Raw genomic sequence first — 14,621 nt, forward strand, 5'->3', positions numbered from 1 at the left:
TGCTACCTAGAGCAAGTTATTTCGGAAAATGGACAGTCAACTTTAGTTTGGCATATAGAGATCGATTTTTACCTACTAAAACCCCTGATAAAGCTGTTTGTAAAAGCAGTTGTGCTTAGCGACTAGGGCCTCACTGTCGATTATCCGAAAAAACTTATTATGGGTAGCATTTTCAAAACCAGCCGGAGCAACGAAATCGGCCCCCGTTTCGTGAAAACGGGGGCCGAATGGGCTTCATGGTCTGCCTGGCAGGCTTGGCGCCGGCGCTATTTGATCACGCGCACGCGATACATCGACGGAATTTGCTTGAGCGCCTCGATGGTGCTGCTGTCCAGGTGCTCGTCGGTGTCGAACATGGTGTAGGCGTTCTCGCCGGCGGACTCGTTGGTCATACGCTGCACGTTGGCGTTGTCCTTGGCCAGGATTGCGGTGATCTGGCCGATCATGTTGGGCACGTTGGCGTGCAGGCAGGCGATGCGGCTCGCGGCGCGCGCCTTGCCCATGCTGCAGGCGGGGTAGTTGACGCTGTGCGCGATGTTGCCGTTCTCCAGGTAATCCTTGAGCTCGCTGATGGCCATGTCGGCGCAGTTGGCCTCGGCCTCGCCAGTGCCGGCGCCCGAGTGCGTGGTGATAAACGTGTTGGGCATCTTGACGGTCTTGGGCGTGGCAAAGTCGCAGCTAAACCAGCTCAGCTTGCCCTCACGCAGGGCAGCGTCGACGGCGTCCTCGTCAATGATGGTTTCGCGCGCGTAGTTGATGAGCACGGCGTCGGGCGCCAGCAGGTTAATCTGCTCGGTGCTGATCATGCCGATGGTGTCGGCCTTGCTGGGCACGTGCACGGTGAGGTAGTCGCAGCCGCGGCAGAGGTCCTCGAGCGTGCCGACGCGCTGCACCTCGCGGCTCAGCACCCATGCGTGCTCGACGGAAATGAACGGATCGTAGCCGTAGACGTCCATGCCCAGGTCGACGCAGGCGTTGGCGACCTTGGAGCCCACGTTGCCCAGACCGATAACGCCGATGCGCTTGCCCTTGAGCTCGCGGCCCACAAAGGCCTTCTTGGCCTTTTCGGCGTCGACCTGAATCTCGGGGTCGTCGGCGTTGTCGCGCACCCAATTCATCGACTGCACCACGCCTCGGCTCGAAAGCACCAGCATGCCCAGGACGAGCTCCTTGACGGCGTTACTGTTGGCACCGGGGGAGTTAAAGACGACGACGCCCTTTTTGGCGTACTCCTCGACGGGGATGTTGTTGACGCCGGCGCCGCAGCGGGCGATGGCGCGGATGCCCTCGGGCAGCTCGTAGCCGTGCAGGTCGGTGGAGCGCATCAGGATAGCGTCGGCCTCCTCGGCGGTGCTCACAAACTCGTAGCCCTCGCCAAACTCGACCTTGCCGTCCTTGGTGATGTCGTCGATGGTTTTGATCTTGCGCATGGAAAACTCCTTAGCAGGTTTGGTTTAAACAGGTGGTTTGAAGTGGCTGGTCGGCCCGCGCGTTGCGGGCTAGTTAGATCGCGGACTCAAACTATGCTGCGCCTCGAAGTCCTTCATGTACGTGGCCAGCGCCTGCACGTCCTCCATGGTGACGGCGTTGTAGACGCTGGCGCGCATGCCGCCCACCAGGCGATGGCCCTTGACGTTTTGAATCTGGTGTTCGGTCGCGCCTGTGACAAAGGCCGTATCGAGCTCGGCGTCGCCGGTGCGGAAGGTGACGTTGGCGATGGAGCGGCTGTCGGCCTGCGCGGTGCCATGGAACAGCTCGCTGTGCTCGAGCAGGTCATAGAGCAGGTTGGCCTTGGCCCAGTTACGCTCGGCCATGGCGGCAAGTCCGCCGGTCTCCTCCACCCAATGGAACACCTTGCCGCACACGTAGATGCCAAAGGTGTTGGGCGTGTTGAGCATGGAGCCTTTGGCGGCCTGGGTCTTAAGGTCCATGTACTGCGGCGTTTGCGCAAAGGCGGGGCCTTCGGCGATCAGGTCGTCGCGCGCGATAACCACGGTGACGCCCGCGGTGCCGGCGTTTTTCTGCGCGCCGGCGTAAATGAGCCCGTAGCGCTCGAGGTCGAGCGGCTGCGACAGAAAGCAACTCGAGACATCGGCGACCAGCGGCACATCGCCGCAAGCGGGTAGCTCGTGGTACATGGTGCCAAAGATGGTGTTGTTCTGGCAGGTGTAGACGTAGTCGAGCCCATCGCTCGCGGCCTCGGCGGCAATGCGCGCGTTGATATTGGCCATGTTGGGAATGCGGTCGAAGTTGGTGTCCTCGGAGCTCGCGAGCAGCACGGCCTCGCCGTACTTGGCGGCCTCCTTGTACGCCTTGTTGGCGAAGTTGCCGGTCACGACGTAGCCGGCGCGGCCGCGGCGCATGAGGTTCATGGGGATGCCCGCAAACTGCAGCGTGGCGCCGCCCTGCAAAAACAGGACACGGTAGTTGTCGGGGATGCTCAGCAGGCGGCGCAGGGTTGCCTCGGCGTCGTCGATGATCTGCTGGTACATGCTAGATCGATGGCTCATCTCGAGCACGGACATGCCGCAACCGCGGTAGTCCATCATCTCGTCGGCGATCTCGGCGAGCACGCTTGTGGGCAGCGCGGCCGGGCCAGCTGAGAAGTTGTGCACACGTGCCATCTTCTAGTTCCCCTCGTAGTCGTTTGAACGTTCGGGATACTTTAGCACAGTGGAGCGCCAGGCGCGACCGTATCACGGTAAAACTCGAGTGCGCCGCTATGATTTACAGGATGGTTACATGGGGGAGGGCGGTCGTTAGGTCTATATCACCGGGATATACCGTGACAAATACTCCTTGAGTGCCGGGTCGCATACATAAAGAAACGTTCCCAGCATGCCACGCGTCATGAGGACATAGTAGGCGTTGACGATGATCTTTCGTAGGTCGTCGTCGCTTGCCTTTTTCTTTGCGACGGCATCTTTGAAATTCGCCTTGTTAACGCAGACAGCTCCTTTATCGGTGTTGTAGTAAATGTCGGGACCCAGAATTACGAATCCGTAATTGAGGTCGTAGCCCTGCACTGTGTGAATGCAACCAACCTCATTGACGGCGTTGGCAGAGTTGACCCAATCCTTTTGAGTTGAATTCCAGCGTTTATGAATGCCCTCGATGACGATATCGAACGTATCTTTATTGGTCTTGGTTTCCCACTTCCACGCAAAGCCTGCCGTCATGCGGGATAGACCAACTTCTTCTTCCTTGGCTTGCTGCAGGGAACAGAAATCCTCAAATCGGTCGACGATTCCAAACTGGTATCTGGGGATATCGCTGTCCGGATCCCCGGCTCGCGAATCGTAAGGCTCCGATGAAAAGAGATCCTTGAATTTCATGCCGGCATGCATATACGCTTTGTTATCGAGTAGATCATATACAAAGTCGAGATACTCATCGCCGCCGCGTACTCGCATTTGCGTGCTTAGGCTGAACTCTTCAGTTTCAATGCCCTCTTCTTCGAGTTGGTTAAGTCGCCGCTCAAGACCGTCTCGATTGAGGCCGGATGCCCTGACTTGCTGCTTGGGGTCATAAAACAGATATGCCTTGTCGCAGCATTTGAATATCCAGTCAACTTGGTTGCTTGTGTGCGGAAGGTCAAGACGATCACAAGTGCTATAGAAGGCCTTGATGCCGGAGCCCATGCTTAGATAATTACCCAGTCGATGTGCTTCATCGACAAGTAGGATGTCATAACGATCATTTTTGGTTACGTCACTGGGGCTCAAGATATCGCCAGGCTTTAACCCTGGAAGGAAGTGCGTGAGTTTCCTGAGGGTCTTTTTCAGGGAATCCATGGGGGTGACAAAACCGACTCGCAGGCCGGAAAGGTTGGGCTCATTTTTGATTTTGAACATGAGACTGATGGCGAGGATTGTTTTACCTGTTCCCGGCGCGCCATTCACGACGGTTATACGTTCTCTTTTTGAGCCGCCATGTTTTACGTCTTCATGCTCCTGTTCGAGACGTTTAAAAATCGTCTCGATCGTTTCGTATTGGTCGGGCGTAAGCGTCTTGAAAGGCGAGAACTTGAACAGATCGGAGTTCTCGAGCTCTTCAATCGGATGAATCGCGTAGTTTTCTTCGCGAAGCTTTGTCCAGAGGTCTCGGAACCTCTGGCGATACTGAGGCCGCTCAAAATAATCGAATTGGGCATAGCCGTTGTTGGCATTGGTGACCTGGTATTTTTCGTCGGCACAGAACAGCTCAATAAGTCGATTCTCGAACTCGAACGTTGCGGATTGGTTGAAGGTGGGATTGTCGATCAGAAGGGTCCGGTCGAAGTCCTTGTCCACGTTTGCAGCGTGTTGTTTCATACGGCGCTGGTAATTGGTTGTTTGGCCGATGTATGCCGTCTTGTTTTTGCTGTTGGTAAGAATGTAAAGGACGGGCCAGCTCTCGTCATGATGGGTCCCGGGCTTTGGCGTGCCAAAGTCCTGAAGCGATTCGCTTGTCTCAAAGGGCTGGGGTAGGGGAAGCGTGTATTGCCGAAGGGCGAACTCATTACTCATGATGGTCCGCCTTTCTGTATTCGTTAGATGATGCATCGACGGGGTAGCGCTCGCCATTGCGCTTGAGCTTGGACGAAAGCGCCGCTGGCAGGTCGATTTCATTTAAATCTGAGAAACGCAGAAGGAAAAGAAGCGTGTCGGCGACTTCGTCTTCGATAGCTTGGCGTTGCTCGGTGTCTTCGAACATTTCTGCAATGCGCTCGTCGCTCACAAAACGAAAGAGCTGAAGGAGCTCGGAGGGCTCAGTTGCCATGCCTATGGCAAGCTCTTTTGGCGTGTGATATTTGCGCCAGTCGCGTGCATCACAAAAGTCCCTGACTTGTTTCGTCATGGCATCGAGCTTATCCATCGTCCGCAACCTCCCTGATGTTCATTGTTTTATTATGGCCGTATCTGGTATTTATTGCACATCATTTGGGGTGTGCGGTTTGTTCGGTCGCGATTGGCCGGTAGGAGGTTTCACCATGAAGATCGAAGTTGACGTAGGTCAGCTGCGCGAGAGCCTGCTCGACCGCGTGGGGTCTGCGGCGGGCGTGGGCTTTCCGGCCGCCATGCTCGACGTGATGGATATCGAGGACGAGTCGCCCCAAGAGCTCCTAGCCCGAGCCGAACGCGAAGGCCTCGACCTCCGTGCCTTCGCCACAGGCGATGATACGGACGACGGCTGGTAGCCATAGCCACCCCTCAACCCCATCCCCTCAATAACTTGCGGTGAAATAGGGACTGTTTAGGCTGCTAGAAGGCCTATTCAGTCCCTATTTCACCGCAAGTTATGGGTGGGGATGGCTACGACGCTAGCGTGGCGATGACGGCTTCGTCGCCGGCGTATATGAGGGTATTGCCGTCGGGGATGATGGTTTGGCCGTCGCGTTTGAGCATCACCACGATAAAGGGGTGCTTGCCTTGCGGCACATCGCGAAGACGCTGGCCGGCCAGGCGACCGTGGGGCGTCACGGTGACCTCACGCAGCGTAACCTCGGCACGCTCTTCAAACGTCGGCGCGGCCATCACCAGAAGGTCTCCTTCCTCAATTATGGTATCGCCGTTGGGCAGCACGGGGTGTGCGCCGTCACGCAGCACCAGGACCACGAGCATGTCGGTGACGCTGCCAATGTCCGCAAGCGAGCGACCGGCAAACGGATGACCCGCGCCCACCTTGAGCTTGACAAACGACATGCCGTCCTCGTCGCGGTAGTCGTTAAACGTACGGCGCACGTCGCCTTCCGCGTCGATCATGTCGAGCTTTTTCGCCACCGCCGGCAGCAGCGATCCCTGCACCACAATGCTCGACACGGCAATCACAAACACCAGGTCAAACAGATCGTGCCCACCGGGAACACCGACCACCACGGCAAAGAGGCTGAATACGACCGAAGCCGCGCCGCGCAGACCCGCCCAGCTTACGAGCGCGACTTGGCGAGGATTGGTCTTAAAGGGCGCCAACAGCAGGCCGACGGCGATGGGGCGGCTCACGAAGAGCATAAACGCCATGAGCGCCAGGCCCGGCAACAGCATTTGCGGCAGGCGCGCGGGCGTGACGAGCAGGCCCAGCAAAAAGAAGATGGTCATCTCGGCCATTTCGGTGAGGGTATCAAAGAAGTGGGCCATCTCGACCTTGCCGGTGATGTCGCTTGCACCCAGCACAATGCCTGCCAGGTATACGGCCAAAAAGCCGTTGCCGCCCAGGTGGCTCGGCAGCGCGTAGGCAACGATCGCCACGGCGAACAAAAAGATGGTCTGCGCGCCCTCGGCCGTTGCGTGCGCGCGTTCAATCAGGCGGCTGGATGTCCAGCCGATGGCAAGGCCCAGTCCCACGCCCAGGGTGATCTGCTTGGCCAACAGCACGGGAATGTCGATGTCGCCGCCCGCCGCGAGGGTCGCGAGCACCGCGGTAAGCATGTAGGCGACGGGGTCGTTGGAGCCCGATTCGACCTCGAGCAGCGAGTCAGTCGCGCCCTTTAGCGAAAGGTTGTGCTCGCGCAGCACGCTAAAGACGCTCGCCGCATCGGTCGACGCCACGACCGAGCCCAGCAGCAGGCCGCCGATCCAGTCGAAGCCTAGTGCAAAATGCGCAAAGGCGCCCGTGATGCCGGCGGTGGCGATAACGCCGAGCGTGCTCAGCAGTACCGCGGGCGCGGCGACGGGCTTGGCGCGGTCGATGTTGGTGTTAAAGCCGCCGTAGAACATGATGAACAGCAGCGCCGTACTGCAGACGGTTTCGGTAAGCGCGTAGTCGCTAAAGTCGATGTGCGCCGGCCCGTTGACGCCCAGCAGCATGCCGAGCGCGATAAAGATGAGCAGGGTAGGGAAGGGGAGCTTTTTGCCGACGGGTTTGATGGTCAGACACAAAATGATGACGAGGCCGATAAAGAGAAGTATCTGGTTCATGGGTAGTGTCCGCTCCTGGGTGGTTGGCGTGGCACGGTCAGTTGTCTGCGGTTATTTGTACCCAAAGATGGTGGGTTTATGGGGCCGAGCCGCGGGCGTTCGCATTATCGACACGAGGCGGGGGGCGCGGGCGGTGCTGGTTGGGGCGTTGGTGCTGGTGGCGCGGTGTTTTCGGGGCGTGCGGGCGGCCGCTTGTGACCGTTGGCAGCGGTGGCACTTTCCAGCTTTATTGCAACGGAGTACAATGGGTAACGTTTAAGTTCAACTTGAAGTTTTAGTCGTGGCATCGGGCTTCGGCCGTAATGCAGGGAAAGGCGTTCCATGGCGATCTATGTGACATCTGATGCTCACGGGCACGTGCGCGCGCTGGACGAGGCCCTTTCCAAGATCTCGCTGACGTCCGACGACACGCTGTACGTGCTAGGCGACATGATCGACCGCGGTCCCGATCCGGTCGGCGTCATTAACTTGGTACGGTCGCTGCCCAACGCTCGCGTGCTTAAGGGCAACCACGAGCAGATCATGCTCGACGCGATCATTGGCCAGGACCCGCTCGATGCCGAGACCTGGGATATCAATGGCGGTTGGACCACGCGTCAGCAGCTCAACGAAATGGAATTTGAGGCATACGAGGGGCTGGTGCGCTGGGCTGCCGCCCTGCCGCTCTACGCGGTGGTCGAGACTGCCGAGCGACCGTATCTGCTGGTGCACGCCGGCGTTCAGACCGAGGCGGCGCGTGCGTTTTTGCTTGAGCATGGTGTCGATTGCGGCGACGGCAGGGGAGCGGTCGATGCCGATAGCGAGCTGCTGCAGCAAATGCTCGCCGTGCAGTCGTCCGATGACTTGCTGTGGATTCGTCACGGCTACTGGGATGCCCCGACGGGGCTGCTTTCTGCCGAGGGCAAGGGCCCGGTCGTGGTGAGCGGCCACACGCCCACGGTGTCGCTGGGGCGTTATTGCGAGGTTGGCGGCCTGGCAGGGCTCGATGAGGAGTCGGGCCGCGGGCGGATGGTGCGCTTGGGTGGCGAGGATACCGCCGGCGTGCCCGATCGCATCGATATCGACTGTGCGGCGGCCACCGGTTCCGAGTTCGGCCGCGTGGGCATCCTGCGCCTGGACGACGGGGCGGAGTTTTATGCGAACATCAACCCGGGCGAATAATCGCTGCAAAGGGTAGCTAATTTGGGACGGGGCCTTTTTGACTACTTTTGCCCTTCTGCCCGCTAATTGATTTTTCTGGGACGGGGATTAAATAATCATTTGGCTGCCCGCTGGCTAAGTGAGTAGACTTTTTTGGAAATGCCGAGCACCCAACTTATTTGCCTCAATAAAACTGCAGGTCACAGACTTGTGCTTTGCTGGCGTGGTCGGGGATTCGGTAAAAGTCTACTCACTTAGTTTTGCGTGATGCATATTGTTCGCAACGAGACCCCAGTCGGGGAGATTCCATCGCAAATTCCGGTGACCGGGGCAGCTAATTAGGCGCCGTACGGGTTGCGGTCGCGTTCTATGCGTTGGCGAATGTGGGCGTATTCGACAATCAACAGCACCAGCAGTAGGACCATGATAGCCAGGTAGCTCACGACGGCACCCATCAGGCCCAGCAGGTTGATCAGGATCACCGGGAGCACTACGCTCACGGCAAAGCAGGTCAGGTAGATCTTGGTGACGTCTCCAGCGTGGCGCAGCACTGTGATGATGGCGTAGATAAAATCGATGGCCGCGGTTACGCCGCCGGCGACGACCATCAGCAGCGCCAATGTGCGGTAGCGCTCAAAGTTGAGGCCGTACATAAAGCTCATGAGGGGAATGCCGGGGCCGGCCATAAATGCGGCGCATACGCCGGTGATGGCCACGATCAGCGCCATAACGGCAATAATAATCAAGTCAAAACGGCGGCGTTTGCGCGGGTTCGCCCAAATGCTCGACAGACGCAAAAGCTGCGGTTTATAGACAAATCCGATGCTCAGCAAAATAGCCTGCGCCGGAAAGAACAGGGCATTAAAGTACAGCTGGTATTTGTAGGCCAGCGTGCCTTCCATAACAAACTTGGGCATGCTCTCGATAAGGTTGAACAAAAAGAGCGCGCCAAAGAGCGGAGCGCACTGGACAAACAGGTGGCCGACCTCGCGCAGGCTCACGCGGCGTGATTTTTCGGTCTCGAGCAGGGCGAGCGGCGCGGTGACCAGCACGAGCGAGGCGATGGCTGTGACACCCATGGCCATCGCCGCGATGGGCATGCTGCGCGTAAGGAACAGCGCCACGCTAAAGACCGCGATGACGCCGGCGGAGCGTAGCGTTTGGCTCATGCCGGCCAGGTAGAGTTTATCGGCCTGCTGTAGGCGGCCCTCGTACACGTCCGCCACGCCGTCGATCACTTTATACAGGTAGACGCCCAGGCCGATCGTGGCCATCTGCGCATCGTAGCCGCGGGCGCTGCTGTACATGAGGCCGCAGCCTAGGGCGAGCGCTCCGCAAAGCCAGCGATTGAGCTGGTAAGAGGCAAAGGACGTCTTCTCGTCGATGTCCGAGACCTGGAAATTGCGCACGCCGTAGTTGCACGCGATCATGATGAGTGTGCCGGTGACAAACGCAATGGAGAACTTGCCGGCTTCCTCGGCGCCCACGAGCTGCGTGGACACGATGGTGAGCAGAGGAAACGCCATGCCCCATACGGCGGTGCCCAGGGTATTCCAAAGGTAGTCGCGACGGGTGGCATGATCTTCGTACTCGGCTTCTTGCGTGGAGAAGCCGCCGCCGTAGACGGCTCCGAGCAGGCGGTTCCACCAGGCATTGACCATGCGGTGGATGGGGCCGGGCTGGCGATCGCGCTCGCGGCGACGGCGTGTGGCCTGGTTGCTGTCGGGACCGCCGGCGTTACGCTGGCTTAGCTCTTGGATTCGTGCGAGCTCCTCGGCGGTGTGCGATGCGGGGAACAGGCCGTTCTCGATGCGTCCGCCCTGCCCGTGCGCCCCGCCCGATACGGTGGGGTCGGTGACGCCGTTGCGGCGGGCGATGGCGCGGCGGATGCTATCGAGGGGCGTGATGCTCAAGGCGGAGTCCTTTCTATTGCTGCGCTCTAGTATAGACGCGGCGGTGTTTGCTCGTGTTTTTGAACGGATTGTTCAATATTTCGGCAGGCGGCAGAAAATTGTCGGTAAGCGTGCGTTATCCTGTTCAAGTTTTATGACACCCCCGATGCCGCCCTCGCGGTACCAAGGAGCTTTTACCCATGGACGTCGCCGCATTTTTGCTGGCTCTTGTGCCTATCATCTGGCTTGTCGTGATGCTGCTGTGCTTTAAATGGCCGGCCTGGAAAGCCGCGATTGGTTCGTTTGTTCTTTCGTGCGTGCTCGCCTTTGCGTGGTGGCATTTGCCGGTGGCGCAGATAGCCACGGCCTCGCTCGAGGGCTTTTTGATGGCGCTGTGGCCCATCGTGTTGGTGATTATCGCCGCCGTCTTTACGTATAACCTCTGCGTTCGCACGGGCGCCATGGACGTGATCGGCAGCATGATCACCTCCATCAGCAGCGATCGCCGTCTGCTGGCGCTGCTCGTGGCGTGGTGCTTCGGCGGCTTTATGGAGGGCATGGCTGGCTTTGGTACCGCTGTCGCCATTCCCGCCGGCATGCTCGCGGGCCTTGGTTTTGAGGCCGTGCCTGCCGTGCTGATCTGCCTGCTGGCCAACGGCGTGCCCACGCCCTACGGCTCCATCGGCATCCCCACGGTGTCCGTTGCCGACCTGGTGGGTCTGGATTCCCTGCACCTGGCGACCGTTCAGCTGGTGCAGCTCGCACCGTTCTTTGTGGTGATGCCGCTGCTCATCGTGTTGGTTGCGGGCCGCGTGACCGACGATCAAGGCGATGTTGCGAGCGTAGGCGAGCGCCTGCACGGCGTGGCCGGTATCGCGCTGCTCTCTGGCGCGTCCTTTGTCGGCGCTGCCCTGGTCGTCGCTATGTTTGTGGGCCCCGAGCTTGCCGTGGTCGTGGGCTCCATCGTGTCGCTCGCGCTGACCGCCGCGCTTGCCATGCGCGCCGAGAAGTCCGGTCACCTGGACGCGCGCTTTCACATGAATATCGAGGCCGGTGAGCAGCTCACCGCTAAGTCGGCGCTTTCTGCCTGGTCGTGTTTCATCCTGATTTTTGTACTGCTGTTGGGTACGTCCAACCTGGTGCCCGCCGTGCATGCCGCGCTTGCGCCCTTTGCGAGTCACGTGCAGGTGTATTGCGGCGAGAACCCCGGCACGCTCACGTTTTCGTGGATTAACACGCCGGGTGTTTGGATCTTCCTGGCCGCGTTTATCGGCGGCGCCATTCAGGGGGCTTCGCCGCGCATGATGGGCGAGGTGCTGGCCGCGACTGTGAAGCAGATGATGCCGACGGTAATCACGATGCTTTCGGTGCTGGGCTGTGCCAAGGTGATGGGCTATGCGGGCATGATCTCTTCGATCAGTGCGTTCTGCATTGCCGTCGCCGGTGGTCTGTACCCGATTCTGGCCCCGTGGATCGGTGCCGTCGGTGCGTTCGTGACCGGTTCGGGCACATCGTCGGGCATGCTGTTTGGTCCCATTCAGAGCCAGGCCGCTTCGGCGCTGGGCGTGAGCGACTACTGGATGGTTGCGTTGAACGCCCTGGGTGTCGCCGCCGGTAAGATGGTCTCGCCGCAGACGCTCGCGATTGGCCTCGCTGCCGTGCACGTGCGCGGTAAGGACGCCGAGCTCCTGGGCGCAGTGCTGCCCTACGCCGCCGGCATGCTGATCCTCATGAGCGTCATCGCCATGCTCGGCCAAGGCCTGCCGCTGTAGTCGGCACTTTGGGAACGTCCCTAAGTGCCGGCATCTAGGGACACTCCTTGGTTGTTGCCTGTTTAAGAGTGTCCCCAACGACTGGTCCATAAGTGTCCCCAACGATTAGTCGATTAAGAACGTCCCCAATGACCAGGCCGCTTGCCTGTGATTTTTGACCGTTGGGCGGGCGCTTCGCCGTTGCCGCAAAAACGTTTTTGCATATCGGGTACAACGGGCTTTACGTGAGTAAAGTGCGCGCTGCGTCCGCGTGTCGCGTTTTTAAAGGAGGCCCCATGCCTGGTGTTACCCCTGCAGAAGTTCTGTCCAACTTTGGTATTACGCTGGTCGAAGATCCCGCCGATAATCAGCCCCGCCTGCTGGTTGATCTACCCGCCGCGGAGCTCGTCGAGTACGCTATCCGCCGCGAAGAAGGCCGCATGGCATCCAACGGCGCGCTGGTGATCGAGACGGGGGAGCGCACCGGCCGTTCACCCAACGATCGTTTTATCGTTGACACCCCCGATGTTCACGACAAGATCGCCTGGGGCGCCGTCAACCGACCGCTTTCGATTGAGAGCTACGAGACCATCAAGGCCGGTATCGTCGACTACCTCAACGAGCGCGACGTGTTTGTCACGCGCGGCATGGCGGGCGCCGACCGCAACCACACGCGTCGCCTGCTCGTCGCCTGCGAGCGTGCCAGCCAGGCGCTCTTTATTAAGCAAATGCTCGCTCGTCCGCTTGCCCGCGAAATTGCGCGCACCGGCGAGCCGGACTTTTGCGTGCTCGCGGCACCTGGCTACCAGTGCGACCCCGCCATCAAGGGCCTCAACTCCAGCGCTGCCGTGGTCATCAACTTCCAGGAGCGCGTGATTCTGGTTGCCGGCACCGGTTACTCCGGCGAAATCAAAAAGTCCATCTTCAGCGTTATGAACTACCTGCTGCCTGTCGAGGACGACGTGCTGCCCATGCACTGCTCGGCCAGCATGGATCCCGTCACGCATGAGACCGCGGTGTTCTTTGGCCTCTCCGGCACGGGTAAGACCACGCTTTCGGCCAACCCCACGCGCCTGCTGATCGGCGACGACGAGCACGGCTGGTCCGACATGGGCATCTTTAACGTCGAGGGCGGCTGCTACGCCAAGTGCGAGGGCTTGGATGCGTTCCACGAGCCCGAGATCTTCAACGCTGTTCGCTTTGGCGCCATCTGCGAAAACGTGGTGCTCGATGAGAATCGCAAGCCTAACTATGATGACATCTCGATCACGCACAATACGCGCGTGGCCTATCCCGTCGAGCACATTCCCAACGCGTGGACCAAGGGCATGGGCACCACCCCGAGCGTTGTGCTGTTTTTGACATGTGATGCCTTTGGCGTGCTGCCGCCCATCTCGCGCCTGACGGCCGACGCCGCCATGTATCACTTTGTGACGGGCTTTACGGCCAAGATCCCCGGCACCGAGGTCGGCGTCACCGAGCCCACGCCCACGTTCTCCTCGCTGTTCGGAGAGCCGTTTATGCCGCTCGACCCCATGGTCTATGCCAAGATGCTCGGTGAGCGTATCGCCGACGGTCGCACGCGCGTCTATCTGGTCAACACCGGCTGGATTGGCGGCGGTTATGGCGTGGGCCATCGCATCGAGCTTGCCTACACGCGCGCCCTGGTGGCCCGCGCCCTCGACGGTACCATCGAGGACAGCGAGTTTGTGCACGACGATATTTTTAACGTTGACATTCCCACTACGTGCCACGGTGTGCCCGATGGCATCCTGGTGCCGCGCCAGTACTGGCAGAGCACCGCTCGCTACGACGAGGCAGCGCACAACCTGGCGGTGATGTTTGAGGAGAACTTCGAGAAGAAGTACTCGCACCTGCCCGAGTCCGTCAAGGCCGCCGGCCCGCACGCTCAAGTGCCCGCCGACGCCCGTCATCGCGGCCGCGGCCTGCTGGGACTCCGCCGCTAGCGTCGCCTCAGACCCAAAACCACCATAAAGGGGACAGGCACCTTTGTGGTGGTTTTGCTCGCGCGGATGACTCGGGTTACAATACGCCTGACATATCGCCCCCTTCTCCGGATGGGGGCAGCGTAAGCGCTCTTGTGGCGGCACCGTAGGACTTTGAAGGTGGCCGCCGTAAGGGCGCTTTTTGTTTGGGTGCCCTCGCTCGGGCGCGAATCGTGAAGGGAGCATGTATGAAGAGCTTTATTGCCGAGGATTCATTTTGGGAGCTGTTTCCTCAGGCGGCGGTCGGTGTTGTGGTCGTGGAGGGTATGAAGCCCGCGGCCCAGATACCTCAAGAGGATGTGGACGCGATAGCGGCGCTGCTCGACCGTGCCAATATCGATGCGGAGCGTCATCTGACCAGCGATACAATCAGCGAGAACGCACCGGTCAAGGCATGGCGCGAGGCCTATCGTCTGTTCAAGACCAAAAAGGGCGCGCGCTGTTCAATCGAGAACCTGCTCAAGCGCGTGCTCAAGGGCAAGCCGGTGGGCCACATTACGCCCGCGGTGGATATCTATAACACGGTGTCGCTGTCCTATGCACTGCCCGTGGGAGGCGAGGATCTGCATGCGATTGAGGGGGACCTTCGCTTGAAGGTGACCGACGGCGGGGATGCGTTCCTGCCGCTTGGCGAGGAAGCGGACGACCCGACGCTGCCCGGCGAGCTCGCCTACATTGACGATGCGGGCGCCGTGTGCCGCTGCTGGAACTGGCGCGACGGCGTTCGAACGGCTCTATCCGACGATTCGGCCGACGCGTTTTTGGCGATTGAGTGCGTAGAGCCCGAGCGCATGGGGGACTGTCAGGCCGCCATCGATCGCTTAGCCGAGCTGCTTGAGCGCTATCTGGGGGCGACGGTTGTCGTTAAGATGCTTGTGACCCGCGACAATCCCCGCGTGGAGCTGTAGCAACTTTTGCAAATCATACTCGCCGGTC

General features: G+C 59.8%; 11 protein-coding genes. 5 read left to right on the forward strand and 6 right to left on the reverse strand.

The features are described from left to right. Positions 1-266 precede the first annotated feature (266 nt). The 4 genes from AAAX73_RS04200 to AAAX73_RS04215 form a co-directional block, all read right to left on the reverse strand. Positions 267-1,430, reverse strand: coding sequence for a phosphoglycerate dehydrogenase (locus AAAX73_RS04200; protein ID WP_006235446.1), 1,164 nt, complete (start codon positions 1,428-1,430; stop codon positions 267-269). Between the two features lie 69 nt (positions 1,431-1,499). After that, entirely contained in the window at positions 1,500-2,624 is a 1,125-nt protein-coding gene (gene serC, locus AAAX73_RS04205) for a 3-phosphoserine/phosphohydroxythreonine transaminase (RefSeq protein WP_349125112.1), read from the reverse strand. A 141-nt stretch (positions 2,625-2,765) separates the two neighbouring features. Next, positions 2,766-4,508, reverse strand: coding sequence for a DNA/RNA helicase domain-containing protein (locus AAAX73_RS04210; RefSeq protein ID WP_349125113.1), 1,743 nt, complete (start codon positions 4,506-4,508; stop codon positions 2,766-2,768). Then, entirely contained in the window at positions 4,501-4,857 is a 357-nt protein-coding gene (locus AAAX73_RS04215) for a nucleotide pyrophosphohydrolase (RefSeq protein WP_349125114.1), read from the reverse strand. The genes AAAX73_RS04210 and AAAX73_RS04215 overlap by 8 nt, the downstream gene beginning before the upstream one ends. 115 nt (positions 4,858-4,972) lie before the next feature. Here AAAX73_RS04215 and AAAX73_RS04220 point away from each other — a divergent pair, with 115 nt between their 5' ends. Beyond that, the gene (locus AAAX73_RS04220) at positions 4,973-5,179 is read left to right on the forward strand and encodes a hypothetical protein (RefSeq protein ID WP_349125115.1); all 207 of its coding nucleotides are present in this window, start codon (positions 4,973-4,975) and stop codon (positions 5,177-5,179) included. Positions 5,180-5,294: 115 nt separating this feature from the next. Here AAAX73_RS04220 and AAAX73_RS04225 read toward each other — a convergent pair whose 3' ends face one another. Then, positions 5,295-6,896: a potassium/proton antiporter gene (locus AAAX73_RS04225; protein WP_349125116.1), complete on the reverse strand. Its 1,602-nt coding sequence runs from the start codon at positions 6,894-6,896 to the stop codon at positions 5,295-5,297. A gap of 321 nt (positions 6,897-7,217) precedes the next feature. Here AAAX73_RS04225 and AAAX73_RS04230 point away from each other — a divergent pair, with 321 nt between their 5' ends. Next, positions 7,218-8,057, forward strand: coding sequence for a metallophosphoesterase (locus AAAX73_RS04230; protein ID WP_349125117.1), 840 nt, complete (start codon positions 7,218-7,220; stop codon positions 8,055-8,057). 317 nt (positions 8,058-8,374) lie between these two features. On the opposite strand, the gene AAAX73_RS04235 is transcribed toward AAAX73_RS04230, so the two are convergent. Further along, entirely contained in the window at positions 8,375-9,949 is a 1,575-nt protein-coding gene (locus AAAX73_RS04235; protein ID WP_349125118.1) for a lipopolysaccharide biosynthesis protein, read from the reverse strand. 179 nt (positions 9,950-10,128) lie between these two features. On the opposite strand from AAAX73_RS04235, the gene AAAX73_RS04240 reads away from it, so the two are divergent. The 3 genes from AAAX73_RS04240 (at position 10,129) to AAAX73_RS04250 (ending at position 14,593) form a co-directional block, all read left to right on the forward strand. Then, a complete protein-coding gene (locus AAAX73_RS04240) occupies positions 10,129-11,700 on the forward strand; it encodes an L-lactate permease (RefSeq protein ID WP_349125119.1) in 1,572 nt (523 codons plus the stop codon). Positions 11,701-11,975: 275 nt separating this feature from the next. Next, entirely contained in the window at positions 11,976-13,646 is a 1,671-nt protein-coding gene (gene pckA / locus AAAX73_RS04245) for a phosphoenolpyruvate carboxykinase (ATP) (RefSeq protein ID WP_349125120.1), read from the forward strand. Positions 13,647-13,873: 227 nt separating this feature from the next. After that, a complete protein-coding gene (locus tag AAAX73_RS04250) occupies positions 13,874-14,593 on the forward strand; it encodes a phenylalanine--tRNA ligase beta subunit-related protein (RefSeq protein WP_349125121.1) in 720 nt (239 codons plus the stop codon). The last annotated feature ends 28 nt before the right edge of the window (positions 14,594-14,621 follow it).

It is taken from the genome of Collinsella sp. CLA-ER-H9 (assembly GCF_040092295.1).
GTDB lineage: Bacteria > Actinomycetota > Coriobacteriia > Coriobacteriales > Coriobacteriaceae > Collinsella.